This is a genomic window from Enterobacter cloacae complex sp. IR5384 (assembly GCF_049237265.1).
GTDB classification, from domain to species: Bacteria; Pseudomonadota; Gammaproteobacteria; order Enterobacterales; family Enterobacteriaceae; genus Enterobacter; species Enterobacter cloacae.
On record NZ_JBMKHJ010000015.1, the window covers coordinates 23,357 to 48,813 of the forward strand.

A 25,457-nucleotide genomic window follows, 5' to 3' on the forward strand; every position below is an offset into this window, starting at 1 on the left:
CTGCGATAAAAAAAACCCGTTGCCGGAAGGCAACGGGTTTTTGTTCAAACTTTAAACCTTCGGGGCGAAATTACGCCTGCTGGTTCATCAGTTCGTTGAAAGAGGTCGCTTTTTCGGTCACTTTCGCTTTCGCCAGTACCGCTTCAACAGCCTGCTCTTCCAGGGCAACATTACGCATGTTGTCCATCAGCTCTTTGTTCTTACCGTAGAACTCGATAACTTCTGATGGATCTTCGTATGCAGAAGCCATCTCTTCGATCAGGCCTTTCACACGCTCTTCGTCAGCTTTCAGCTCGTGAGTACGAATCACTTCGCCCAGCAGCAGACCAACAACAACGCGGCGTTTTGCCTGCTCTTCGAACAGCTCGCGTGGCAGTTCCATCGCTTGCTGCTGGTTGCCACCGAAACGCTGTGCAGCCTGACGACGCAGTACGTCGATTTCGCTGTCGATCAGCGCAGCTGGAACGTCGATTTCGTTCGCCTTCACCAGGCCTTCAATAGCCTGAGATTTCACACGGTTACGCACAGCGCCGTTCAGCTCGCGTTCCATGTTTTTACGTACTTCAGTACGCAGACCGGCAACAGAACCATCTTCCACGCCGAAACGCTTGATGAATTCTTCAGTCAGTTCTGGCAGTTCGCGCTCTTCCACTTTCTTCAGGTTGATGACGAACTTCGCTGCTTTACCTTTCAGGTTTTCAGCGTGGTACTCTTCAGGGAAGGTCACGTCGATGGTGAACTCTTCGCCCGCTTTGTGGCCTTTGATACCGTCTTCGAAGCCCGGGATCATACGACCCTGACCCATTGCCAGTACGAAGTCAGTCGCTTTGCCGCCTTCGAACTCTTCGCCGTCTACAGAACCGGTGAAGTCGATGGTGACGCGGTCTTCAGCGTCAACAGCGCCTTCTTTCTCTTTCCAGTTAGCCTGCTGCTTACGCAGGGTATCCAGCATGCCGTCAACATCTTCGTCGGTCACGGAAACAATCGGTTTTTCAACTTCGATAGATTCCAGACCTTTCAGTTCTACTTCCGGATACACTTCGAACTCTACAGAGTAGGTGAAGTCTTCGCCCAGTTTGTATTCGCCTGGAACGTAGTTCGGCGCACCGGCCGGATTGATCTTTTCTTTGATGATCGCATCGATAAAGTTGCGGCTCATCAGTTCACCCAGCACATCCTGACGCACGGAAGCGCCATAACGCTGAGCAACAACATTCATTGGTACTTTGCCCTTACGGAAGCCGTCAATACGTACTTTTTTTGCTACGTTGACCAGCTCGCTTTTCACAGCAGTTTCGATGCTGTCAGCAGCGATAGTAATCGTTACACGGCGGCCAAGGCCTTGAGTGGTTTCAACTGAAACTTGCATCTTGTTACCTCAAAAAAATCACAGTGCTCGGTCAACTCTGAATCTGTCTGTTTTACCGGGATGCTCTCTTAGTGCAGATTCACATTCCCTGTCGCCAGAATCATCCCGAAGACATTCAATAAGACGCGGCATTATAGCGGCATCACTTAGGTGAGTCGAGAACGGTTGGGGCATGTTGCTGCGGCTTTTTTCACACTTTAAGGCTATTTTTAGCCTTAAAATCGCACCATCCGCTCAAAACTCAGACAAAACAAAACGGCCCGAAGGCCGTTTTGAGGAAATCTGTAAGCAACATACTGGAAAAACTCCAGCGGTTGCAAATCCGATTTATCAGGCGATGGTGCCTGCACCGCGACAAGGCGGGGATGCAAAAACCGTATCCTGCAAGCCTTCCCACTCCTTAATGGTGTAGGTATGCAATGCCAGCGCATGTACGGTTGTGGAGAGTTCTTCCGTCAAGGTGCTGTAGATCAAGCGGTGTCGGTTCAGGAAACGTTCTCCCGTGAAGCGATCGCTAACCAGAACCACTTTGAAGTGGCTTTCAGAACCTGCCGGCACGTTATGACGATAGCTTTCGTCGACGACTTCGAGGAACACAGGGTTGAACGCTGCCCTTAATTTATCTTCTATCTGCTCACGTATCATCATGAAATTACTCCTCCGACAACGCCAGGATGTCACCCATCCCTTTAAATGTTAGCCGCTTTTACCGGTTCCATTACAACAAGACAACAAATATTTAGCTTTCGTCTTATTTTCTCATTCAAACGAATGAAGTTCACTGTGAGGCTCATACGTTTTGTCACACACAGGTTGAGAAAAAGGGCGAACTGGTCAGTTTTCAGACAAGGCGATGAATTTACATGCGTTGACCACTTCCCCTGGCCGTTAGCGATGTTATGATGGCGGCAATTTTTCTCTCTATATGCTTACGATTCGTTGAGAACCCGAAAATGTTAAAAAAACTCTTCTTTCCGTTGGTAGCCCTCTTTATGCTGGCAGGCTGCGCTACCCCGCCAACAACTATTGATGTCTCACCAAAAATCACGCTGCCTCAGCAGGATCCAAGCCTGATGGGCGTGACCGTGAGCATTAACGGTGCCGATCAGCGTCAGGATCAGGCCCTGGCGAAAGTGACCCGCGACAACCAGCTGGTGACGTTGACCGCTTCCCGTGACCTGCGTTTCCTGCTGCAGGAAGTGCTGGAGAAACAGATGACCTCTCGTGGTTACATGATTGGCCCAAGCGGCGCGGTTGATCTGCAGATCATCGTTAACAACCTGTACGCTGACGTTTCCCAGGGTAACGTGCGCTACAACATCTCCACCAAAGCGGACATCGCCATCATCGCTACCGCGAAGAACGGCAACAAGATGACCAAAAATTATCGCGCCAGCTACTCCGTAGAAGGTGCTTTCCAGGCCTCTAACCAGAACATTGCTAACGCCGTAAACAGCGTGCTGACCGATACCATCGCCGATATGGCGCAGGACACCAGCATTCACGACTTTATCAAGCAAAACGCGCGTTAATCCTGCTGACTGACCCGGTGTTTTACCGGGTCAGTTTTTAAGAACATGTCCAGTCATTACTTACGCATTTTCCAGCAACCCAAATCAGCCATTCTGCTGATCCTTGGCTTTGCCTCCGGTTTACCCCTCGCGCTCACTTCCGGCACATTGCAGGCCTGGATGACGGTTGAGAATATCGATCTCAAAACCATTGGCTTCTTCTCGCTCGTCGGCCAGGCGTATGTCTTTAAGTTCCTGTGGTCGCCGGTGATGGATCGCTACACCCCGCCGTTCCTGGGCCGTCGTCGTGGCTGGCTGGTGATGACGCAGGTCCTGCTGTTGCTGGCCATTGCCGCCATGGGATTCCTTGAGCCGTCGACACAGCTTCACTGGATGGCGGCGCTTGCGGTGGTGATCGCCTTCTGTTCCGCGTCACAGGATATCGTGTTTGATGCCTGGAAAACGGACGTGTTACCCGCAGAAGAGCGTGGAGCCGGTGCAGCCATCAGCGTGCTGGGCTATCGCCTCGGCATGTTGGTATCTGGTGGGCTGGCGCTGTGGCTGGCTGACCGCTATCTGGGCTGGCAGGGCATGTACTGGCTGATGGCCGCCCTGCTGATCCCGTGCATTATTGCCACCCTCCTCGCCCCTGAACCGAGCGACGTGATTCCGGTCCCCCGTTCTCTGGAGCAGGCCGTTGCCGAACCGCTGCGTGATTTCTTTGGCCGCAACAATGCCTGGCTGATCCTGCTGCTCATCGTCCTTTATAAGCTGGGTGATGCCTTCGCGATGAGCCTGACCACCACGTTCCTGATCCGCGGCGTCGGGTTCGATGCCGGTGAAGTGGGAGTGGTTAACAAAACCCTCGGGCTGTTTGCCACTATCGTCGGCGCACTTTACGGCGGGGTGTTGATGCAGCGCCTGACCTTGTTCCGGGCGTTGCTGATCTTCGGCATTCTGCAGGGGGCGTCTAACGCGGGTTACTGGCTGCTGTCGATTACCGATAAACATATGATTAGCATGGCGGCAGCAGTGTTCTTTGAGAACCTGTGTGGCGGAATGGGTACCGCGGCGTTTGTCGCCCTGCTGATGACGCTCTGCAACAAGTCGTTTTCTGCAACGCAGTTCGCCCTGCTCTCGGCGCTTTCTGCCGTGGGCCGCGTATATGTGGGGCCGATTGCCGGTTGGTTTGTTGAAGCGCACGGTTGGCCAACGTTTTATCTCTTCTCCGTGGTTGCAGCCGTGCCAGGCATTTTATTGTTGCTGGTCTGCCGCCAGACGCTGGAATATACCCAGCGAACAGAACACTTTATGCCGCGAACGGAATATCAGCGCGCCTACCGTTTTGCGCTACGCCTGTTAATGGTGGGATGTCTGGCGCTGGGGTTATGGCTCGTGGTGCTTATCATCAATGCCACTACCCCCCTGGTGCTTCCTCTTGAAGCCCTTCTCCTTGATGTCGGCGCCCTGCTGGCGGTCGTCGGGATCCTGCTCGGTGGGCTGCTCGATTTTCTGGCTCTGCGTAAAACGCAGACAACCTGAAGATAAAAGCGAAAGGTTATTTCCCGTTGTAATCACCGGCTGAAATTATAACGGTGAAATAACCGACAAACGCTAAAAAAAATATTTGTTGTTTTGTGCGGGATAGGATTCGGAAATTATTGGAGCCATTTCTTTCAGGCTATTTTTCATTAAACGATTCAGCTTGGGAAAGATTGAATTTTCGTTTTTTAATTGTCTTTTTATTGATAATTAATTGTTAATTTTTTGTTTATTTTTAACAATGGTTATACCAATTGCCCCTTTTAGGGTATGCTTGGGGGTCCTTTCGTTATAAAGCCCATGCCATGCGGCTTCGGTCATAAAAACCGACATAATTTGCAACACTTGTGACACGTGCGGCAGAACCCGGTAACACCTTCCTGACACAGGCCTAATGATGTTTACAGTAATGTAACCTTCCCGTAAAATGCCCCCACACTTTAAACGCCACCAGACTCCCGTGGAATTGAGGTCGTTAAATGAGACTCAGGAAATACAATAAAAGTTTGGGATGGTTGTCATTATTCGCAGGCACTGTATTACTCAGTGGTTGCGATTCTGCACTACTTGACCCCAAAGGACAGATTGGACTGGAACAACGTTCACTGATACTGACGGCATTTGGCCTGATGTTGATTGTGGTTATTCCAGCCATTTTGATGGCTGTTGGTTTCGCCTGGAAGTATCGTGCGAGCAATAAAGATGCGAAGTATAGCCCTAACTGGTCACACTCCAATAAAGTGGAAGCTGTGGTCTGGACGGTTCCTATTCTGATCATCCTGTTCCTCGCTGTGCTGACATGGAAAACCACTCACGCACTTGAGCCAAGCAAACCGCTGGTTCACGATGAAAAACCAATTACCATCGAAGTGGTCTCCATGGACTGGAAATGGTTCTTCATCTATCCAGAGCAGGGCATTGCTACCGTGAATGAAATCGCCTTCCCGGCGAACACTCCGGTTCAGTTCAAAGTGACCTCCAACTCCGTAATGAACTCCTTCTTCATCCCACGTCTGGGTAGCCAGATTTACGCGATGGCCGGTATGCAGACCAACCTGCACCTGATCGCGAATGAAGCAGGCACCTATGATGGTATCTCCGCCAGCTATAGCGGCCCGGGCTTCTCAGGTATGAAGTTCAAAGCTATTGCGACGCCGGACCGTGCCGCTTTCGACCAGTGGGTTGCAAAAGCGAAGCAGTCTCCAAACACCATGTCTGACATGGCGGCGTTCGAAAAAGTGGCTGCACCTAGCGAATACAACAAGGTGGAGTACTTCTCTAACGTGAAACCTGATTTGTTCAAAGACGTTATTGGCAAATTTATGGATCACGGCAAGAGCATGGACATGACCCAGCCTGAAGGCGAGCATAGCGCGCACAAAGGTATGGAAGGCATGGACATGAGCCACGCGGAAACCGCTCACTAAGGGGCCGAGGAAGAAAATGTTCGGAAAATTGACACTGGATGCAGTGCCCTACCATGAACCGATTATCATGGTTACGGTGGCTGCCATTATCATCGGTGGCGCGGCCTTACTGGCCTTGATCACTTACTTCGGTAAGTGGAGCTACCTGTGGAACGAGTGGCTGACTTCGGTTGACCACAAAAAACTCGGTATCATGTACTGCATCGTCGGTATCGTCATGTTAATTCGTGGCTTTGCGGATGCGATCATGATGCGTAGCCAGCAGGCACTCGCGTCTGCGGGTGAAGCAGGCTTCCTGCCACCGCACCACTACGACCAGATCTTTACCGCTCATGGCGTTATCATGATCTTCTTCGTGGCGATGCCGCTGGTTATCGGTCTGATGAACGTTGTCGTTCCGCTGCAAATTGGCGCGCGCGACGTTGCGTTCCCGTTCCTGAACAACCTGAGCTTCTGGTTTACGGTTGTCGGCGTTATCCTGGTTAACCTGTCACTGGGCGTGGGCGAATTTGCTCAGACCGGCTGGCTGGCTTACCCACCGCTGTCAGGAATTGAGTACAGTCCGGGCGTTGGCGTTGACTACTGGATTTGGGCGCTTCAGCTCTCCGGTGTCGGTACCACCCTGACCGGTATCAACTTCTTCGTGACCATCCTGAAGATGCGTGCACCTGGTATGACCATGTTCAAGATGCCGGTATTTACCTGGGCATCTCTGTGCGCCAACGTACTGATTATCGCATCCTTCCCAATTCTGACCGTCACCATCGCGCTGCTGACCCTGGACCGCTACCTGGGCACCCATTTCTTCACGAATGACATGGGTGGCAACATGATGATGTACATCAACCTGATTTGGGCCTGGGGTCACCCGGAAGTGTACATTCTGGTTCTGCCTGTCTTCGGTGTGTTCTCCGAAATCGCAGCAACCTTCTCGCGTAAACGTCTGTTTGGTTACACCTCTCTGGTGTGGGCAACCGTCTGTATTACCGTTCTGTCGTTCATCGTTTGGCTGCACCACTTCTTTACTATGGGTGCGGGCGCGAATGTAAACGCCTTCTTCGGTATTACCACCATGATTATCGCCATCCCTACCGGGGTGAAGATCTTCAACTGGCTGTTCACCATGTACCAGGGCCGTATCGTGTTCCACTCAGCGATGCTGTGGACCATCGGCTTCATCGTCACCTTCTCCGTAGGTGGGATGACCGGCGTACTGCTGGCGGTACCGGGTGCTGACTTCGTTCTGCACAACAGTCTGTTCCTGATTGCGCACTTCCATAACGTTATCATCGGTGGCGTGGTCTTCGGCTGCTTCGCTGGCGTAACCTACTGGTGGCCAAAAGCGTTCGGCTTCACGCTGAACGAGAAATGGGGTAAACGCGCGTTCTGGTTCTGGATCATTGGCTTCTTCGTAGCATTTATGCCGCTGTACGTGCTGGGCTTCATGGGTATGACCCGTCGTCTGAGCCAGCAGATCGATCCGCAGTTCCACCCAATGCTGATGGTTGCAGCGGGCGGTGCCGCGCTGATTGCCTGCGGTATCCTGTGCCAGCTGATTCAGTACTACGTGTCCATCCGTGACCGTAACCTGAACCGCGACCTGACCGGTGACCCATGGGGCGGCCGTACGCTGGAGTGGGCGACCTCTTCTCCACCTCCGTTCTATAACTTTGCCGTAGTGCCGCACATTCACGAACGTGATGCATTCTGGGAAATGAAAGAAAAAGGTGAAGCGTACAAGCAACCTGACCATTACGAAGAGATCCATATGCCGAAAAACAGCGCAGCGGGCATCGTGATTGCCGCTTTCGCAACGGTATTTGGTTTCGCAATGATCTGGCACATCTGGTGGATGGCGATTGTTGGCTTCGCTGGCATCGTAATCAGCTGGATTGTGAAGAGCTTTGACGAGGACGTGGACTACTACGTACCAGTCCGTGAAGTTGAAAAGCTGGAAAATCAGCATTTCGACGAGATTTCTAAAGCGGGGCTGAAAAATGGCAACTGATACTCTGGCGCACTCGACTGCCCACGCGCATGAACATGCGCACCACGATACAGGACCGACGAAAGTCTTCGGGTTCTGGATCTACCTGATGAGCGACTGCATTCTGTTCTGCTGTCTGTTCGCAACCTATGCCGTTCTGGTGAACGGCACAGCGGGCGGCCCGACCGGCAAGGACATTTTTGAACTGCCGTTCGTTCTGGTTGAAACCGCACTGCTGTTATTCAGCTCCATCACCTACGGCATGGCGGCTATCGCCATGTACAAAAACAACAAGAGCCAGGTTGTCTCCTGGCTGGCGTTGACCTGGTTGTTTGGTGCTGGATTTATCGGGATGGAAATCTATGAATTCCATCACCTGATTATGGAAGGCTTCGGGCCGGATCGCAGTGGCTTCCTGTCTGCGTTCTTCGCGCTGGTCGGTACCCACGGTCTGCACGTGACCTCCGGTCTGATCTGGATGGCGGTTCTGATGTTCCAGATCTCCCGTCGCGGCCTGACCAGCACTAACCGTACCCGTATCATGTGTCTGAGCCTGTTCTGGCACTTCCTGGACGTGGTGTGGATCTGTGTGTTCTCTGTTGTCTATCTGATGGGGGCGATGTAATGAGTCATTCAAACGATCATGGCGCTTCCCACGGTAGCGTAAAAACCTACATGACAGGTTTTATCCTGTCGATCATCCTGACGGTGATCCCGTTCTGGATGGTGATGAGCGGTTCTGCGTCTAAGCCGGTTATTCTGGGTGCAATCCTGGTGACCGCGGTGATTCAGATTCTGGTGCATCTGGTTTGCTTCCTGCACATGAACACCAAGTCCGATGAAGGCTGGAACATGACGGCTTTCATCTTTACCGTGATTATCATCGCTATCCTGGTAGTCGGTTCCATCTGGATTATGTGGAACCTTAACTACAACATGATGGTTCACTAAGAGCGGCGAGTATGTTTAAGCAATACCTGCAAGTAACGAAACCAGGCATCATCTTTGGCAACCTGATCTCCGTGATCGGAGGGTTCCTGCTGGCCTCCAAAGGCAGCATTGATTACACCCTCTTTATCTACACGCTGGTCGGTGTGTCACTGGTTGTTGCGTCCGGTTGTGTATTTAACAACTACATCGACATGGATATCGACAAGAAGATGGAAAGGACCAAAAATCGGGTGCTGGTGAAAGGCCTGATCGCCCCTTCCGTCTCGCTGGTGTACGCCACCTTGCTGGGTATTGCTGGCTTTATGCTGCTGTGGTTTGGTGCTAACCCGCTGGCCTGCTGGCTGGGGGTGATGGGGTTCGTGGTGTATGTGGGCGTTTACAGCCTGTATATGAAGCGTCACTCCGTCTACGGCACGCTGATTGGTTCTCTCTCCGGCGCTGCGCCGCCGGTGATTGGCTACTGCGCCGTCACGAACGAGTTCGACAGCGGTGCGCTGATCCTGCTGGCTATCTTTAGCCTGTGGCAGATGCCGCACTCCTATGCCATCGCGATTTTCCGCTTTAAGGATTATCAGGCAGCGAACATTCCGGTTCTGCCGGTCGTGAAAGGTATTTCCGTTGCCAAGAACCACATCACGCTGTACATCATCGCCTTTGCCGTGGCAACGCTGATGCTCTCGCTGGGGGGTTACGCCGGGTATAAATATCTGGCGGTGGCCGCAGCGGTAAGCGTCTGGTGGCTCGGTATGGCCCTGCGCGGTTACAAAGTGGAAGATGACAAAGTCTGGGCGCGCAAACTGTTTGTGTTCTCGATTGTTGCCATCACCTCGCTGTCCGTGATGATGTCCGTGGACTTTATGGTGCCGGATTCGCATAACCTGCTGACTTACGTCTGGTAAGACACAACAGGTGAATAAAGGGGTGCTTCGGCACCCTTTTTTATTCACTGAATCTATCAATAACGCATGTAATATTTGTTAAATAACCCTTTATTTACCCCGCCCCTTCCCCGCACTACACTATGGCCTGCTTTTGAATTGAGGTGGCAATGAACGATTATAAAATGACACCGGGCGAGCTGCGTGCGACCTGGGGTTTAGGGACTGTTTTCTCGCTACGGATGCTTGGCATGTTTATGGTCCTGCCTGTTCTGACCACATACGGCATGGCATTGCAGGGCGCCAGCGAAGCGCTGATTGGCCTGGCGATTGGTATTTATGGTCTGGCTCAGGCGGTATTCCAGATCCCGTTTGGTCTGCTCTCTGACCGCGTCGGCCGCAAGCCGCTCATTGTCGGTGGTTTGCTGGTTTTTGTGCTCGGTAGCATCATCGCCGCCCTCTCCCACTCCATCTGGGGAATTATTCTTGGCCGCGCCCTGCAGGGCTCCGGCGCGATTGCCGCCGCCGTGATGGCGCTGCTGTCGGATTTAACCCGTGAACAGAACCGTACCAAAGCGATGGCATTTATCGGCGTGAGCTTTGGCGTCACGTTTGCGATTGCGATGGTGCTCGGCCCCATTATTACCCACACGCTTGGCCTGCACGCCCTGTTCTGGATGATTGCCGTGCTGGCGACCATCGGTATTGCCTTAACGCTGTGGGTGGTACCGGACAGCAAAAACCACGTCCTCAACCGTGAATCCGGGATGGTCAAAGGCTGCTTTAGCAAGGTACTGGTTGAGCCGCGCCTGTTGAAGCTTAACTTCGGCATTATGTGTCTGCACATTCTGCTGATGTCGACCTTTGTCGCCCTGCCCGGTCAACTGGCTGCCGCAGGTTTCCCGGCGGCAGAACACTGGAAAATCTATCTGGTGACGATGGTGATTTCGTTCGTCTCGGTGGTACCGTTTATTATCTATGCCGAAGTGAAGCGCAAAATGAAGCGCGTTTTCATTGGCTGTGTGGCGGTATTGCTGATTGCCGAGATCGTGCTCTGGGGCGCTGGCCCCCACTTCTGGGAACTGGTTGCCGGTGTGCAGCTCTTCTTCCTGGCGTTTAACCTGATGGAAGCCCTGCTGCCGTCACTAATCAGCAAAGAATCCCCTGCCGGTTATAAAGGCACGGCGATGGGGATTTACTCCACCAGCCAGTTCATCGGCGTGGCCATTGGCGGTGCCCTCGGCGGCTGGGTCGACGGCCTGTTTGATTCCCAAACCGTCTTCCTCGCAGGCGCACTGCTGGCGACGGTCTGGCTGCTGGTTGCCGGTACCATGAAAGAGCCGCGCTACGTCAGTAGCCTGCGGGTAGAAATTCCTGACGACGTTGAGATCAACGATGCGCTGAAACAGCGTCTTGCATCGACAGAGGGCGTGAGTGAAGTGCTTCTCGCGGCAGAAGAGCGCAGCGCGTATGTCAAAATAGACAGTAAGGTGACAAACCGCTTTGAAGTTGAACAGGCGCTGAAAGCCTGAAAAAAAGCCCGGTTAAACCGGGCTTTTTCGTTTTAATCGCGGAAGTTTTTAAACTGGAACGGTTGTCCCAGATCGCCGCCGCGCACCAGCGCCATGACGGACTGCAGATCATCACGGGATTTTCCGGTAACACGAATTTCTTCACCCTGGATCTGCGCCTGAACCTTCAGCTTGCTGTCTTTGATGAGCTTAACGATTTTCTTCTGAACCGCGCTCTCAATGCCCTGCTTCAGTTTGGCTTCAACAAACCAGGTTTTACCGCTGTGCACGAACTCTTCCGGTACATCCAGCGAGGTCCCTTCAATGCCGCGTTTTAACAGCTTGGCACGCAGAATATCGAGCAGCTGGTTAACCTGGAAATCAGATTCGCTCAGCACCTTAATGGTCTTATTGGCATCGTTCAGCTCAAACGAGGCTTCAACGCCACGAAAATCGAAACGTGACTCAACTTCGCGGGTTGCGTTTTCTACGCCGTTGCGAACTTCCTGGATATCAACTTCGGAAACAATATCGAAAGATGGCATCTTTTCTTCTCCCTTCATTTTTGTTGCGTTGCATAATACCCGCTACGAGGCATAACTCAACAGAAGCTTAGCTGACGGCGCTATACTTAGGCCGTAACACCTGGCGCAGTTGCAGGTGAGGAGGAACAATGAAAATTACAGTGCTCGGATGCGGAGCCCTTGGTCAACTCTGGCTGACCGCACTATGCAAGCACGGACACGAAGTTCAGGGCTGGCTGCGCGTACCTCAGCCCTATTGCAGTGTAAACCTGATTGGTGAAGACGGAAGTATCTTTAACGAATCCCTCACCGCGAACGATCCTGATTTCCTGGCGCATAGCGACCTGCTGCTGGTGACGCTCAAAGCGTGGCAAGTTTCAGATGCGGTAAAAGCGCTGGCCGCCCAGCTTCCCCCCACGTCGCCCGTTTTACTCCTGCATAACGGCATGGGGACGATTGATGAACTGAAAAGCATTGTGCAGCCGCTGCTGATGGCCACCACCACGCACGCCGCACGCCGTGACGGCAATATCATTGTGCATGTCGCCAGCGGCGTCACGCATATTGGACCTGCCCGGGATCAGGACGGCGACTACAGTTATCTGGCAGACACCCTGCAAACGGTGCTTCCGGACGTGGCCTGGCACAACAACATCCGCCCTCAGCTGTGGCGTAAGCTGGCCGTTAACTGTGTGATCAATCCGCTGACGGCGCTGTGGGACTGCCCGAACGGGGAACTGAAGCACCATCCGCAGGAGGTTGCCACCCTCTGTGCTGAAGTCGCCTCGGTGATCGAGCGTGAAGGCTTACACACATCGGCGGATGATTTACGCTATTATGTCGAGCAGGTTATTGATAGTACGGCAGAAAATATCTCATCCATGTTGCAGGATGTTCGGGCGCTACGCCACACGGAAATCGACTACATCACTGGCTATCTGCTAAAACGCGCCCGCGCACACGGTATCATTGTGCCGGAAAACGCCCGCCTGTATGACCTGGTAAAACGTAAGGAGAGTGAATATGAGCGCGTCGGCACTGGTTTGCCTCGCCCCTGGTAGCGAAGAGACAGAAGCGGTCACCACCATCGATATCATGGTGCGTGGCGGTATTCAGGTCACCACCGCCAGCGTCGCCAGCGATGGCAACCTGGCTATTACCTGCTCCCGAGGAGTGAAACTCCTCGCGGATGCGCCACTGGTACAGGTGGCCGACGGGGACTATGACATCATCGTGCTGCCCGGCGGCCTGAAAGGGGCGGAGTATTTTCGCGACAGCACTCTGTTAGTCGAAACCGTCAGACAGTTTCATCTGTCGGGACGTATCGTTGCTGCCATTTGTGCCGCCGCCGGTACCGTGCTGGTTCCGCATAATATCTTTCCCATCGGTAACATGACCGGTTTCCCGGGGCTGAAAGAGACCATCCCGGAAGAGCAGTGGGTGGATAAACGCGTCGTCTGGGATCCGCGCGTCAACCTGCTCACCAGCCAGGGGCCAGGTACCGCGATAGACTTTGGCTTAAAGATTATTGACCTGCTGGTCGGGCGAGAGAAAGCCTACGAAGTCGCCTCCACGCTGGTGATGGCGGCGGGGATTTATAACTACTATGAAGAGTAGTGCAAAGAAAAGCCGGGTGGCGCTAGGTAAAAGCAAAACGGCAACCTCAGGTTGCCGTTTTTAATGTTTGCGCCCTCTCCCCTTGGGAGAGGGTCGGGGTGAGGGCATCAAGCCACACACACACCCGCAAAAAACTACGGGCGATACACCTTCACATTCGCAAAGCCCTGCTCACGCAGGTACAGCGCCTGCAGGCGACTCATCACCCCACGCTCACACCACAGCAGGTATGTTTTGCTCTGGTCGAGGTCGCCAAATTTGGTGCTCAGCTTATAGAACGGCAGAGAAACCACTTCCACCCCTTCCACCTGTAGCGGCTTGTCGTCCTGCTCATCAACGGAGCGGATATCCAGAATCGCGTCGTTGGCACCGAAACCGCTCACGGTTTCAACTTCAACCACTTCCTGCTCGGTCTGCTGGGCAATCTCACGGATGTCGATGTTGGAGGCTTCTTCCACCACTTTATCCAGAATGCTGAAATCAAAGTTCTCTTCTTCCGCTTCGATCTTCGCCTTCACCGCTTTGACCGTCGGGCTCTTCGAAATCACGCCGCAGTACTCTGGCATGGTACGGGCAAAATCTTCAGTGCCGATTTCGCGCGCCAGATCGATGATGTGCTCTTTGTCATGAGAGATCAGCGGACGCAGGATCAGGGTGTCAGAGACATTGTCGATGAGACGCAGGTTGGTCAGCGTCTGGCTGGAAACCTGACCCAGCGCTTCACCGGTGACCAGCGCCTGCACACCATAGCGTTCCGCTACTTTAGAGGCCGCACGCACCATCATACGCTTGAGGACCACGCCCATCTGACCGTCGTCCACTTTCTCCAGGATTTCGCCAACCACTGGCTCGAAGTTGATCGCCACAAAGCGCACGCGGTGCGAGCTGCCAAAGCGATTCCACAGATAGTGTGCCACCTGACGCACGCCGATTTCATGCGCCGCGCCGCCCAGATTAAAGAAGCAGTAATGCACACGGCAGCCGCGACGCATCAGCATGTAGCTGGAGACGCCAGAGTCGAAACCACCGGAAATCAGGGACAGCACATCTTCCTGGGTACCGATTGGGAAGCCGCCGATACCTTCGTAACGCCCTTTCACCAGCAGCAGGCGATCGTTTTCGATCTCCAGGTTCACGGTGACATCCGGGTTGGTCAGACGCACGCGCGCCGTTTCAACATGCTGGTTCAGACCGCCGCCAACGTAACGTTCCACCTCGATAGAGCTGAATTCGTGCTTGCCGCGACGCTTCACGCGCACGCAGAAGGTTTTGCCTTCGATCTGGTCGCGATACTGCACCAGCGCTTTTTCGAAGATGTCATGCAGGGAAGTGAACGGAACATCTTCCACTTCCAGAATATGGTGAATACCTGGAATACGGGTCAGCGCGTCGCGAATGTCCTGACGTTTGTTTTTATCTTTCGCGCGGACTTCAACGTGATCCCAGTGGCGCACCACGGCGAGGGTTTCGTCGTAGTGTTTTAAAACGTTACGAATGTTCCCGGTGAGAATTTTAATAAAGCGCAAACGCACAGATTGGCTTTTGATGGTGATTTCAGGGAACAATTTAATGATAAACTTCATGGCGGCAATGTTTCTTAGGCAAGCGTATTAAGGCTTGTAATGGAAAATAATATTACAGCCCACACCCGTGGCTGCATCCAGGCGCGCAAGTATACCACCATCGCGCCGTTCCTGTGCACATTGCGCGTTATTTGATAATTGCCCCGAGTCCGTTACCATGTCGGGGCTGAGAATATAAGAGTCAATTCACTATGCCGAAGAAGAACGACGCACCGGCCAGTTTTGAAACTGCGCTGAGTGAACTGGAGCAGATCGTCACCCGCCTTGAGAGCGGTGATTTACCGCTGGAAGAGGCGCTCAACGAATTCGAGCGTGGCGTGCAGCTGGCGCGCCAGGGGCAGGTTAAACTGCAGCAGGCCGAGCAGCGTGTGCAGATCCTGCTTTCCGATAGCGAAGACGCTAAGACAACGCCTTTCACACCGGACGCCGAGTAAATGGATTTTGCTAACGAGCTTCAGGCGCGAGTCATACGCGCCAACGACGCCCTGCGCCGTTTTATTGCGCCACAACCTTTTCAGAACACTCCACTGGTTGAGGCCATGCACTATGGCGCACTCTTGGGTGGAAAGCGCCTGCGCCCGTTCCTCGTCTACGCCACAGGCAATATGTTTGGTATCAGCGATACTACGCTGGACGCCCCGGCTGCCGCCGTTGAGTGCATCCATGCCTACTCGCTGATCCACGATGATTTACCGGCGATGGATGATGACGATCTGCGTCGCGGTCAGCCAACCTGCCATATTAAGTTTGGCGAAGCGAATGCCATCCTGGCGGGGGATGCTCTGCAAACGCTGGCATTCTCTATTCTGAGCGATGCGCCGATGGCAGAAGTCAGCGATCGCGACCGTCTGGCAATGATTTCCGAGCTGGCGATGGCCAGCGGCGTTGCCGGCATGTGCGGCGGGCAAGCGCTGGATCTGGAGGCAGAAGGACGTCAGGTTAATCTGGAACAGCTGGAGCGTATTCACCGGCATAAAACGGGCGCACTCATCCGTGCCGCCGTTCGCCTGGGCGCACTGAGCGCGGGTGAACAGGGGCGCAAAGCCCTGCCGATTCTGGACAGATACGCAGAAAGTATCGGTCTGGCGTTCCAGGTTCAGGATGACATTCTGGATGTGGTGGGCGATACTGCAACATTGGGTAAACGTCAGGGTGCGGATCAGCAGCTTGGCAAAAGTACCTACCCCGCCCTGCTGGGTCTTGAGCAAGCCCAGCGTAAAGCCCGGGATCTGATAGAGGAAGCCCGCCAGTCGCTGAATGAACTGGCCGCGCAGTCTCTCGATACCTCGGCACTGGAAGCGCTAGCGGACTATATAATCCAGCGTGATAAATAAACACACTATCTCGATGAGCCTTTGATGAGTTTTGATATTGCCAAATACCCGACACTGGCGTTAGTTGACTCCACCCAGGAGTTGCGTCTGTTGCCGAAAGAGAACCTGCCGAAGCTGTGCGACGAGCTGCGTCGCTATCTGCTCGACAGCGTAAGCCGCTCCAGCGGACATTTCGCCTCCGGGCTTGGCACGGTCGAGCTGACCGTTGCGCTGCACTACGTCTACAACACCCCGTTCGATCAGCTCATCTGGGACGTGGGCCATCAGGCCTATCCACATAAAATTCTGACGGGTCGTCGCGATCAAATTGGCACGATCCGCCAGAAAGGCGGCCTGCATCCGTTCCCGTGGCGCGGTGAGAGTGAGTACGATGTTTTAAGCGTCGGCCACTCCTCCACCTCCATCTCTGCGGGTATCGGTATTGCCGTGGCCGCCGAAAAAGAGAACAAGCAGCGCCGCACCGTCTGCGTGATCGGCGACGGCGCCATCACCGCCGGGATGGCCTTTGAGGCCATGAACCACGCGGGCGATATCAAGCCGGACATGCTGGTTATCCTGAACGATAACGAAATGTCGATTTCCGAGAACGTCGGCGCGCTGAATAACCATCTGGCACAGCTGCTCTCCGGCAAGCTTTACTCCACGCTGCGCGAAGGCGGCAAGAAAGTCTTCTCTGGCGTACCGCCAATCAAAGAGCTGCTCAAGCGCACCGAAGAACACATCAAAGGCATGGTCGTGCCGGGCACACTCTTTGAAGAGCTGGGCTTTAACTATATCGGCCCGGTTGATGGGCACGACGTGCTGGGGCTGGTCACCACGCTCAAGAACATGCGCGACCTGAAAGGCCCGCAGTTCCTGCACATCATGACGAAGAAAGGCCGTGGTTACGAACCGGCGGAAAAAGATCCGATCACTTTCCACGCGGTACCTAAATTCGATCCGACCAGCGGTTGTCTGCCAAAAAGCAGCGGCGGTATGCCGAGCTATTCCAAAATCTTCGGCGACTGGTTATGTGAAACCGCGGCGAAAGACAACAAGCTGATGGCGATCACCCCGGCTATGCGAGAAGGTTCCGGCATGGTCGAGTTCTCCAAAAAATACCCTGACCAGTATTTTGACGTGGCGATTGCCGAGCAGCACGCAGTCACCTTCGCGGCGGGTCTGGCGATTGGTGGATACAAACCGGTGGTGGCGATCTACTCCACCTTCCTGCAACGCGCCTACGATCAGGTGATCCATGACGTTGCCATCCAGAAGCTGCCGGTGCTGTTTGCTATCGACCGCGCAGGCATCGTGGGTGCTGACGGCCAGACGCACCAGGGTGCATTCGATCTTTCGTTCCTGCGCTGCATCCCGGACATGGTTATCATGACGCCAAGCGACGAAAACGAATGTCGTCAGATGCTGTATACCGGCTATCACTACCAGGATGGTCCAAGCGCGGTTCGCTATCCACGCGGTAACGCGGTAGGCGTTGAGCTGCAGCCGCTGGAAAAACTGGCGATAGGTAAAGGTCTGGTGAAACGTCGCGGTGAGAAAGTGGCAATTCTGAACTTTGGTACCCTGATGCCAGAGGCCGCTAAGGTCGCTGAAGCGCTTAATGCCACTCTGGTGGATATGCGCTTCGTGAAACCGCTCGATGAATCCCTGATCCTGGAAATGGCAGAAACCCATGAGGTGCTGGTGACGCTGGAAGAAAACGCCATCATGGGCGGCGCGGGGAGCGGCGTGAACGAGGTGCTGATGGCGAACCGTAAAGCCGTTCCGGTACTGAACCTTGGTCTGCCGGATCACTTCATTCCGCAAGGTACTCAGGACGAAGCCCGCGCGGCAATTGGCCTGGACGCCGCTGGTATTGAAGCCAAAATTCGTAGCTGGCTTGCCTGATCCTTCCCCTTTTCCGCTCCTGCTATGCTTAAACGTATTGTTTAAAAAAGCAGGAGTGGAACCATGCAATACACGACATTAGGAAAAACGGATCTTAACGTTTCCCGACTTTGCCTGGGCTGTATGACCTTTGGCGAGCCTGACCGGGGTAATCACGCCTGGACGCTGCCGGAAGAGAGCAGCCGCCCTATCATCAAACGCGCCATTGAAGGTGGCATTAACTTCTTTGACACCGCCAACAGCTACTCCGACGGCAGCAGTGAAGAGATCGTTGGCCGAGCCCTGCGCGATTTTGCGCGTCGTGATGAAATCGTCGTCGCCACCAAGGTCTATTACCCGGTGGGCGATCTGGCTGAGGGGCTCTCTCGCGCCCAGATCCTGCGTTCCATTGATGACAGCCTTCGACGCCTGAACATGGACTATGTCGACCTGCTGCAAATTCACCGCTGGGATTACAACACGCCCATTGAGGAGACGCTTGAAGCGCTCAACGATGTGGTGAAAGCCGGTAAAGCGCGCTACATCGGCGCATCGTCTATGCACGCGTCGCAGTTTGCTCAGGCGCTGGCTCTGCAGGCGCAACATGGCTGGGCGCGCTTCGTCACCATGCAGGATCACTACAACCTGATCTATCGCGAAGAAGAACGCGATATGCTACCGCTCTGCTATCAGGAAGGCGTGGCGGTGATCCCGTGGAGCCCGCTGGCACGTGGTCGCCTGACCCGTCCGTGGGGGGAAACCACGGCCCGCCTGGTATCGGATGAAGTAGGAAAAAATCTTTATTCCAGTACAGAAGCCAGCGATGCGTTAATTGCCGAACGGTTAGCCGGGATCGCCGACGATACCGGAGCCACCCGCGCCCAGGTCGCGCTGGCATGGCTGCTGGGTAAACGCGGCGTCGCGGCACCGATTATTGGCACTTCGCGGGAAGAGCAGCTTGATGAACTGCTGAATGCGGTAGATATCACGCTGACGCCAGAGCAGGTTGCCGAGCTGGAGACACCGTATCAGCAGCATCCGGTGGTGGGGTTTAAATAATCCCTCTCCCTAACCCTCAAATACGTAAGCCGGGTAAGACGAAGCCGCCACCCGGCAGTACAGATCGCACAACATCACCCGAAGTGATCGTACCCTTTCCAGTCCAGCGTAACGGGCGCACCATCTTTCACAAACTTCAGCCCTTCACTCTCCGGCATGATCTGGCCGATACAGGTAAATTTCGCGCCAAGATGCGCTAACGCCACGTCCAGCGTCCCACGGTTGAGCTCAGGCACGGTAAAGCACAGCTCATAATCTTCGCCGCCGGAGAGCGCCCAGCGCAGCGCCTGCTCAGGCTCGACGTGTCGAAGCAGCTGCTCTGATAGCGGGAACAGATCCAGGTCAACGCGCGCGCCGACACCGCTGGCCTTCAGAATATGACCGAGATCTGAAATTAACCCGTCCGAGAGATCGATAGCCGAGCTTGCCCGTTCGCGTAGCGCCTGGCCGTGAAGAATACGCGGCGTTGGCCGCAGATGACGTTTGACCAGATACGCCGCGTCGTCAGTGTCATTCACGGTTAAGCGATCCTGAAGGATTGCCAGTCCCGCTGCGCTGTCGCCCGGCGTACCGGTGACGTAGATCCAGTCGCCAGGTTTCGCCCCGGAGCGTTTCAGCGCGCGTCCAGCCGGCACATAACCGTGGATCGCGAGCGTCATCGATAGCGGCCCCGCCGTGGTATCGCCGCCAATCAATTGCATGTCGTAGTAGTTAAGCTGCTCAAACAGAGCGTCACTGAAGGCTTCAAGCCAGGGTTCATCGACCTCTGGCAGCGTCAGGGCCAGCGTTAACCACGCCGGATCGGCCCCCATCGCAGCCAGATCGCTCACGTTGACCGCCAGCGCTTTATACGCCAGATCGGCAGGATCGATATCAGGTAAGAAATGGCGCCCGCACACTAAGGTGTCGGTGCTGATTGCCAGCGTCTGTTTTTCGGGAATATTGAGAAGTGCACAGTCATCGCCAATGCCGGTTTCAACATCAAGACGAGAGGTTCTGACACGGTCGAAATAACGGGCAATCAGGGAGAATTCGCCGCATGCCATACGTTATGCCTCAGCAAATAAAAGAAAAAACCGGAGCCGCACTGCCCGTCAGGCAATGCAGAGCTCCGGTTTGCGGATCACTTTTTGTGGGGACGGATCGCAGGTGCTGCTTTATCAAGAACGCCGTTTACAAACTTGTGGCTGTCTTCCGCGCCGAAGGTTTTCGCCAGTTCGATCGCTTCGTTGATGGCCACTTTGTACGGCACATCATCACGTTTAGACAGCTCAAACAGCGCAATGCGCAGCACTGCTTTTTCAACCTGACCCAGCTCTTCGAGCAGACGGGAGAGGTAGGGTTTCATCAGACCATCGAGATACGCGCTATTAGTCGCCACTCCCGACAGCAGTTCACGGAAGTACAGAACGTCAACATCTTTCACGTCCTGTTCTGACAGGAACTGGTATTCAACATCAGCGATGTCGTTCTGGGACAACTGCCAGGAGTAAAGTGCCTGAACGGCACATTCACGGGCGCGGCGACGAGCAGCAGGTTTCACGGAATTCCCCTTACAAAAAAATCAGGCCTTGATGGCTTTCAATACATTGATCATTTCAAGCGCGGTCAGTGCAGCTTCTGCACCTTTGTTACCGGCTTTAGTGCCAGCACGTTCGATGGCTTGTTCAATACTTTCGGTGGTCAGCACGCCGAACGCGACAGGAATTTCAGCATCCTGTGCAACGTGCGCCAGACCATTGCTTGCACCGCCCGCAACGTATTCGAAGTGCGCAGTGCCGCCACGAATAACGGTACCCAGCGCAATCACCGCGTCGTATTTACCGGTTTTCGCCAGCGCGCCCGCTGCCAGTGGCAGTTCGTAAGCACCTGGAACCCACACAACGGTAATGTTGTCATCTTTAACCTGGCCGATACGTTTCAGGGCGTCAACCGCACCTTCCAGCAGGCTATCGTTGATGAAGTTGTTGAAACGCGCAATGGTGATGGCGACGCGAGCGTCCGGGGTAGCTACAGCAGCTTCAATAATGTTCATACTCTTCCTTTACGGGTTCATTTGGCCCCGCAGGGGGGCGGATTTTATCATAATACTTTGCGCACTGCTTCCCTATTTCAGGAGCAATTACGCTGTCGTTAAATGGAGGCAAACATCCGGACCCACCGGACGAATCTCGCTAAATTTGAGTTGTGGTGCATCGGCCAGTTTTTCAAGGCCGGGCAGCACAAACAGGCCACGCGCGTCGCTACCCAGCAGTTTAGGCGCAACGTAGACAATCAGTTCATCGACCAGACCCGCCTGGAGCAGTGCGCCTGCCAGCGTCGGGCCGGCTTCCACCCAGATGCTGTTCACCTGCTGCTTACCCAGCAGCATCATCAGCACCACTAAATCCAGATGACCGTTGTGCTCCGGCACCATAATGCTGCGCACGCTTTCCGGCCAGTCGCGTGAATCTTCCTTTGTGCGGGCAATCCAGGTTTCACCGGGCTGCTGCACAATGCGGTGTTCAGGCGTGACGCGGTTCTGGCTATCAATGACAATACGCAGCGGCTGACGCAGGTTTTCCTGTGGGTACAGCGCCTGGGTATCGGCATTCAGTTCGTTCCAGCGCACGGTCATGGCCGGATCGTCCGCGAGCACCGTTTCACTGCTGGTGAGGATAGCATGGCTTTGCGCACGCAGACGTTGCACATCGCGCCTTGCCTGCGGCGAGGTGATCCACTGACTTTCGCCGTTCGCCATCGCCGTGCGGCCATCCAGTGAGGCGCCCAGCTTGAGCTGAATATACGGGAACCCGGTACGCATACGCTTCAGGAAGCCTTTGTTGATCGCTTCCGCGTCCTGCATCATCAGGCCGTGGCTAACATCGATCCCTTCCTGCTGCAGACGGTACAGACCACGTCCGGCCACCTGGGGATTAGGATCCTGCATCGCAGCGACAACGCGCGACACTCCCGCCGCAATCAGCGCTTCACAGCATGGCGGTGTGCGCCCGTGATGGCTGCACGGCTCAAGCGTCACGTAGGCCGTAGCCCCACGCGCTTTTTCACCCGCCATACGCAGGGCATGCACCTCAGCATGGGGCTCGCCCGCGCGGTAGTGGAAACCTTCGCCCACGATCTCGCCATCTTTAACAATGACGCACCCGACGTTGGGGTTAGGATGGGTGGTAAATCGACCGCGCTGCGCCAGCTTCATGGCGCGCGCCATGTACATCTCATCCTGCATGGACTCAATCCTGTAAGCGGGCGATCTCTTCGCCAAACTCTTTGATATCTTCGAAACTGCGGTAGACAGAGGCGAAGCGGATATAGGCAACCTTATCGAGCTTTTTCAACTGCTCCATCACCAGATTGCCGATCATCTTGCTGGGCACTTCACGTTCACCCAGACCACGAAGGTAAGATTTAATGTGGTTTAACGCCATTTCGACGTCATCCGCGCTGACGGGGCGTTTTTCCAGCGCTTTGAGCATTCCGCTGCGCAGCTTCTCTTCGTTAAACGGCTCGCGCACGTCGTTACTTTTTACCACGCGCGGCATGACCAGCTCTGCCACCTCAAAGGTCGTGAAACGCTCGTTACATACCAGACACTGCCGACGGCGGCGTACGGAAGACCCTTCGCCCACAAGACGAGAATCGATGACTTTGGTATCCACAGCGGAGCAGAATGGGCAATGCATACGGTATCCCTGTTATCTGGTTAACTGACTTTCATTTTACCCTGAACTGGCCTGACAACAAAGGAAGAGCTTTTTGAGACAAAGGATCTATGTCTGTCGGGATGATGCTGGCTACCATTACGGTGATCCGTTATTTCAAGGAATTAAACGCAATGACAAGACGTTACCTGAAAATTCTGCTGGTGGGGAGCCTCTTCACCCTTAGTGCCTGTGCACAGCAAACCGAAGTCCGCCAGATGAAACAGAGCGTGAATACGCTCAATACGGCAATGGACAAACTGAACAAAGAGACCGTGAAGATCACCCAGCAAAACGCGCTGAATGCAAAATCCACCAGCGGAGTGTATTTGCTGCCGGGGGCCAACACCCCTGCCCGTCTCAACAGCCAGGTTGGCACGTTAAAAATGTCGCTGGTGAATGTGGCGGCAAATGCGGATGGTACTCGCGCAACATTACGCATTCAGGGTGAGTCCAACGATCCGCTGCCAGCCTTTAGCGGCACCGTCGAGTGGGGCCAGATCCAGGGCACCACCGAGAATTACCAGGAGGTGAACGTGAAGAATCAGCTCTTCACCGCCCCGGCCAGTGTTTTAGCGCCGAGTGATGTGGATATTCCGCTGCAGTTAAGCGGCCTTACGCCCGATCAGTTAGGCTTTATCCGCATTCACGACATCCAACCCGCCGCACAGTAATCCCCCTCCTTTTGAGCGGAGTGAAATGTCACTCCGCTAACATTTACATTTCGTATGGATTGGCAACATAAATGATTGCCGCTACAATCCCGGCCGTTTAAAGTACGCAAACGTGAACGCAATCGATTACGCGTGTGAGAGATATGTGAAACAACACATATTTTTGTGAGCAAGGATTCCTATAATAGGCTCCGCAGAAACACGAAATATTTAGAAACGCAATTCGCGCATTTTTCACTCCCGGAAGGGAATTTCAATCAGTGGCATGATTATGAAAAAAACATTACTCGCAGCCGGCGCCGTGCTGGCATTGTCCTCCTCTTTCACTGTTAACGCAGCGGAAAACGATAAACCACAATACCTCTCCGACTGGTGGCACCAGAGCGTTAACGTGGTCGGCAGCTACCACACCCGTTTCGGACCTCAGATCCGTAACGATACCTACCTGGAGTACGAAGCGTTCGCCAAGAAAGACTGGTTTGATTTCTACGGCTATATGGATGCACCGGTCTTCTTCGGTGGTAACACCGACGCAAAAGGTATCTGGAACCACGGTTCCCCACTGTTCATGGAGATCGAACCGCGCTTCTCTATTGATAAACTGACTGGTACCAGCCTGGCGTTTGGTCCGTTCAAAGAGTGGTATTTCGCAAACAACTATATCTACGACATGGGCCGTAACAAGTCCGGTCGCCAGAGCACCTGGTATATGGGTCTGGGTACCGACATCGACACGGGCCTGCCAATGAGCCTGTCTCTGAACGTGTACGCTAAGTATCAATGGCAGAACTACGGTGCCGCGAACGAAAACGAGTGGGATGGTTACCGTTTCAAAGTGAAATACTTTGTGCCAATCACCCAGCTGTGGGGCGGCAACCTGAGCTATATCGGCTTCACCAACTTTGACTGGGGTTCCGATCTGGGCGACAACGACTTCCGCGATCTGAACGGTAATAAAGCGCGCACCAACGACTCCATCGCCTCCAGCCACATCCTGGCGCTGAACTACGATCACTGGCACTACTCTGTTGTTGCGCGTTACTGGCACAACGGTGGACAGTGGAACGACGACGCCAGCCTGAACTTCGGCAACGGCGACTTCAGCGTCCGTTCTACCGGTTGGGGTGGTTACCTGGTAGTGGGTTACAACTTCTAATCGTGTGATTGTTGCCGGGTGGCGCTGACGCTTACCCGGCCTACAAAACCTGTGCGGGCTGTCTCTCCCCGTGGCTTGTTACTGCTTCACCTTGCGCAAAAAATCCGCCAGCGATCGGTCTGCACTCTCACTAAAGCGTCTTTCCGTAAGGACAATTTTGAGGCATCTGTCGAGACGGAAACAGCGATAGTCATCGCGCAGTTCACACCATGACGCCAGTAGCCAGCGTTCTCCCCAGAAAAACAGCCCCAGCGGCTGAACCTCACGCGTTGAAAATTGCCCCGCTTCGTCACGATAATGCAGCACGAGCACGCGCTGGGCCGAGATCGCCTGATGTATGACATCAAAATCACTGCGGGAGTGGCTTTTCATGCCAAAATCCGGGGCGTAGATCCGCGTCTGCTCTGCCTTTCGGCGGCTCTCTTCGGGCAGGATCGCGAGCACTTTCTCCTGTGCAGACTCCAGTTCGCGCGACAGCGACTCCCCACCCCAGGTGGTAAGCAGGCGAATAGCCACAATCAGCGCCTCAGACTCCTTGTTTGTCAGCATCAGCGGCGGCAGGTCAAACCCCGACATCAGCCGGTAACCGCTCCCCGCTTCGCCCTCCACCGGCACGCCGGAAAGCGACAGGTCGCGGATATCGCGGTACACCGTGCGCTCAGAAACGCCCAGCCGGTCCGCAAGATGCGCTGCCGTTGTCAGACGTCGGCCCCGCAGGATCTGTACTATCTGAAACAAACGGTCAGCGCGTCGGGTCATTTTTGCTTACG

At 54.4% G+C, this 25,457-nt stretch carries 26 protein-coding genes; 16 read left to right on the forward strand and 10 right to left on the reverse strand.

Annotation, left to right across the window (positions count from 1 at the left end; genetic code table 11):
- Nucleotides 1-70: 70 nt before the first annotated feature.
- Nucleotides 71-1,369, reverse strand: a complete 1,299-nt coding sequence (gene tig, locus ACOTX3_RS13880; RefSeq protein WP_013095856.1) for a trigger factor — start codon at nucleotides 1,367-1,369, stop codon at nucleotides 71-73.
- Nucleotides 1,370-1,699: 330 nt separating this feature from the next.
- Entirely contained in the window at nucleotides 1,700-2,017 is a 318-nt protein-coding gene (gene bolA / locus ACOTX3_RS13885) for a transcriptional regulator BolA (protein WP_013095855.1), read from the reverse strand.
- A gap of 305 nt (nucleotides 2,018-2,322) precedes the next feature.
- Here bolA and ACOTX3_RS13890 point away from each other — a divergent pair, with 305 nt between their 5' ends.
- From ACOTX3_RS13890 to ACOTX3_RS13925, 8 genes are all read left to right on the forward strand, one after another.
- Complete coding sequence (locus ACOTX3_RS13890) at nucleotides 2,323-2,901, forward strand: lipoprotein (RefSeq protein ID WP_013095854.1); 579 nt, start codon at nucleotides 2,323-2,325, stop codon at nucleotides 2,899-2,901.
- A gap of 45 nt (nucleotides 2,902-2,946) precedes the next feature.
- Nucleotides 2,947-4,422, forward strand: coding sequence for a muropeptide MFS transporter AmpG (gene ampG / locus ACOTX3_RS13895; protein WP_127869136.1), 1,476 nt, complete (start codon nucleotides 2,947-2,949; stop codon nucleotides 4,420-4,422).
- Between the two features lie 479 nt (nucleotides 4,423-4,901).
- Nucleotides 4,902-5,849 (forward strand): cytochrome o ubiquinol oxidase subunit II, encoded by a 948-nt coding sequence (cyoA, locus tag ACOTX3_RS13900; RefSeq protein WP_058678432.1) that lies wholly within the window; start codon nucleotides 4,902-4,904, stop codon nucleotides 5,847-5,849.
- 16 nt (nucleotides 5,850-5,865) lie between these two features.
- A complete protein-coding gene (cyoB, locus tag ACOTX3_RS13905) occupies nucleotides 5,866-7,857 on the forward strand; it encodes a cytochrome o ubiquinol oxidase subunit I (protein ID WP_013095850.1) in 1,992 nt (663 codons plus the stop codon).
- On the forward strand, nucleotides 7,847-8,461 hold the full coding sequence (locus ACOTX3_RS13910) for a cytochrome o ubiquinol oxidase subunit III (RefSeq protein WP_003859057.1): 615 nt from the start codon (nucleotides 7,847-7,849) through the stop codon (nucleotides 8,459-8,461). The genes cyoB and ACOTX3_RS13910 overlap by 11 nt, the downstream gene beginning before the upstream one ends.
- Nucleotides 8,461-8,787, forward strand: a complete 327-nt coding sequence (locus ACOTX3_RS13915; RefSeq protein ID WP_006176899.1) for a cytochrome o ubiquinol oxidase subunit IV — start codon at nucleotides 8,461-8,463, stop codon at nucleotides 8,785-8,787. Before ACOTX3_RS13910 ends, ACOTX3_RS13915 begins: the two co-directional genes overlap by 1 nt.
- 11 nt (nucleotides 8,788-8,798) lie before the next feature.
- Nucleotides 8,799-9,686 carry a heme o synthase gene (gene cyoE / locus ACOTX3_RS13920; RefSeq protein WP_013095848.1) on the forward strand — a complete coding sequence of 296 codons (888 nt, stop codon included), beginning with the start codon at nucleotides 8,799-8,801 and terminating at the stop codon, nucleotides 9,684-9,686.
- Nucleotides 9,687-9,835: 149 nt separating this feature from the next.
- Nucleotides 9,836-11,197 (forward strand): MFS transporter, encoded by a 1,362-nt coding sequence (locus ACOTX3_RS13925; protein ID WP_013095847.1) that lies wholly within the window; start codon nucleotides 9,836-9,838, stop codon nucleotides 11,195-11,197.
- A 32-nt stretch (nucleotides 11,198-11,229) separates the two neighbouring features.
- On the opposite strand, the gene ACOTX3_RS13930 is transcribed toward ACOTX3_RS13925, so the two are convergent.
- Nucleotides 11,230-11,721 (reverse strand): YajQ family cyclic di-GMP-binding protein, encoded by a 492-nt coding sequence (locus ACOTX3_RS13930; protein WP_008503327.1) that lies wholly within the window; start codon nucleotides 11,719-11,721, stop codon nucleotides 11,230-11,232.
- 128 nt (nucleotides 11,722-11,849) lie between these two features.
- Between ACOTX3_RS13930 and panE the strand changes: the two genes are divergently transcribed.
- Both panE and yajL read left to right on the forward strand, forming a co-directional pair.
- On the forward strand, nucleotides 11,850-12,761 hold the full coding sequence (panE, locus tag ACOTX3_RS13935; RefSeq protein WP_038418797.1) for a 2-dehydropantoate 2-reductase: 912 nt from the start codon (nucleotides 11,850-11,852) through the stop codon (nucleotides 12,759-12,761).
- Nucleotides 12,724-13,317: a protein deglycase YajL gene (yajL, locus tag ACOTX3_RS13940; protein ID WP_023622463.1), complete on the forward strand. Its 594-nt coding sequence runs from the start codon at nucleotides 12,724-12,726 to the stop codon at nucleotides 13,315-13,317. The genes panE and yajL overlap by 38 nt, the downstream gene beginning before the upstream one ends.
- Before the next feature lie 134 nt (nucleotides 13,318-13,451).
- Here yajL and thiI read toward each other — a convergent pair whose 3' ends face one another.
- The gene (gene thiI, locus ACOTX3_RS13945; protein WP_058678430.1) at nucleotides 13,452-14,900 is read right to left on the reverse strand and encodes a tRNA uracil 4-sulfurtransferase ThiI; all 1,449 of its coding nucleotides are present in this window, start codon (nucleotides 14,898-14,900) and stop codon (nucleotides 13,452-13,454) included.
- A gap of 191 nt (nucleotides 14,901-15,091) precedes the next feature.
- On the opposite strand from thiI, the gene xseB reads away from it, so the two are divergent.
- The 4 genes from xseB to ACOTX3_RS13965 all read left to right on the forward strand — a co-directional run bounded on the left by xseB (nucleotide 15,092) and on the right by ACOTX3_RS13965 (nucleotide 19,159).
- Nucleotides 15,092-15,334, forward strand: a complete 243-nt coding sequence (gene xseB / locus ACOTX3_RS13950; protein ID WP_008503331.1) for an exodeoxyribonuclease VII small subunit — start codon at nucleotides 15,092-15,094, stop codon at nucleotides 15,332-15,334.
- Complete coding sequence (ispA, locus tag ACOTX3_RS13955) at nucleotides 15,335-16,234, forward strand: (2E,6E)-farnesyl diphosphate synthase (protein ID WP_058678429.1); 900 nt, start codon at nucleotides 15,335-15,337, stop codon at nucleotides 16,232-16,234. It begins immediately after the preceding gene.
- Between the two features lie 24 nt (nucleotides 16,235-16,258).
- Nucleotides 16,259-18,121 carry a 1-deoxy-D-xylulose-5-phosphate synthase gene (gene dxs, locus ACOTX3_RS13960; RefSeq protein WP_023622252.1) on the forward strand — a complete coding sequence of 621 codons (1,863 nt, stop codon included), beginning with the start codon at nucleotides 16,259-16,261 and terminating at the stop codon, nucleotides 18,119-18,121.
- Between the two features lie 63 nt (nucleotides 18,122-18,184).
- Complete coding sequence (locus tag ACOTX3_RS13965) at nucleotides 18,185-19,159, forward strand: aldo/keto reductase (protein ID WP_038418795.1); 975 nt, start codon at nucleotides 18,185-18,187, stop codon at nucleotides 19,157-19,159.
- 74 nt (nucleotides 19,160-19,233) lie between these two features.
- Here ACOTX3_RS13965 and thiL read toward each other — a convergent pair whose 3' ends face one another.
- From thiL to nrdR, 5 genes are all read right to left on the reverse strand, one after another.
- Nucleotides 19,234-20,205 (reverse strand): thiamine-phosphate kinase, encoded by a 972-nt coding sequence (gene thiL, locus ACOTX3_RS13970; protein ID WP_013095840.1) that lies wholly within the window; start codon nucleotides 20,203-20,205, stop codon nucleotides 19,234-19,236.
- Nucleotides 20,206-20,282: 77 nt separating this feature from the next.
- Nucleotides 20,283-20,702, reverse strand: coding sequence for a transcription antitermination factor NusB (gene nusB, locus ACOTX3_RS13975; RefSeq protein ID WP_006809908.1), 420 nt, complete (start codon nucleotides 20,700-20,702; stop codon nucleotides 20,283-20,285).
- 21 nt (nucleotides 20,703-20,723) lie between these two features.
- Nucleotides 20,724-21,194, reverse strand: a complete 471-nt coding sequence (gene ribE, locus ACOTX3_RS13980; RefSeq protein ID WP_003859098.1) for a 6,7-dimethyl-8-ribityllumazine synthase — start codon at nucleotides 21,192-21,194, stop codon at nucleotides 20,724-20,726.
- A gap of 87 nt (nucleotides 21,195-21,281) precedes the next feature.
- A complete protein-coding gene (ribD, locus tag ACOTX3_RS13985; protein ID WP_028028139.1) occupies nucleotides 21,282-22,385 on the reverse strand; it encodes a bifunctional diaminohydroxyphosphoribosylaminopyrimidine deaminase/5-amino-6-(5-phosphoribosylamino)uracil reductase RibD in 1,104 nt (367 codons plus the stop codon).
- Between the two features lie 4 nt (nucleotides 22,386-22,389).
- Complete coding sequence (gene nrdR, locus ACOTX3_RS13990; protein ID WP_008503337.1) at nucleotides 22,390-22,839, reverse strand: transcriptional regulator NrdR; 450 nt, start codon at nucleotides 22,837-22,839, stop codon at nucleotides 22,390-22,392.
- Between the two features lie 152 nt (nucleotides 22,840-22,991).
- On the opposite strand from nrdR, the gene ACOTX3_RS13995 reads away from it, so the two are divergent.
- On the forward strand, nucleotides 22,992-23,531 hold the full coding sequence (locus tag ACOTX3_RS13995) for a DUF3251 domain-containing protein (protein ID WP_014830864.1): 540 nt from the start codon (nucleotides 22,992-22,994) through the stop codon (nucleotides 23,529-23,531).
- 271 nt (nucleotides 23,532-23,802) lie between these two features.
- The gene (locus ACOTX3_RS14000) at nucleotides 23,803-24,687 is read left to right on the forward strand and encodes a nucleoside-specific channel-forming protein Tsx (RefSeq protein WP_058678438.1); all 885 of its coding nucleotides are present in this window, start codon (nucleotides 23,803-23,805) and stop codon (nucleotides 24,685-24,687) included.
- Between the two features lie 78 nt (nucleotides 24,688-24,765).
- Here the strand turns inward: ACOTX3_RS14000 and ACOTX3_RS14005 are convergent, their stop codons facing one another.
- Entirely contained in the window at nucleotides 24,766-25,446 is a 681-nt protein-coding gene (locus ACOTX3_RS14005) for a helix-turn-helix transcriptional regulator (protein WP_020686374.1), read from the reverse strand.
- Between the last annotated feature and the right edge of the window lie 11 nt (nucleotides 25,447-25,457).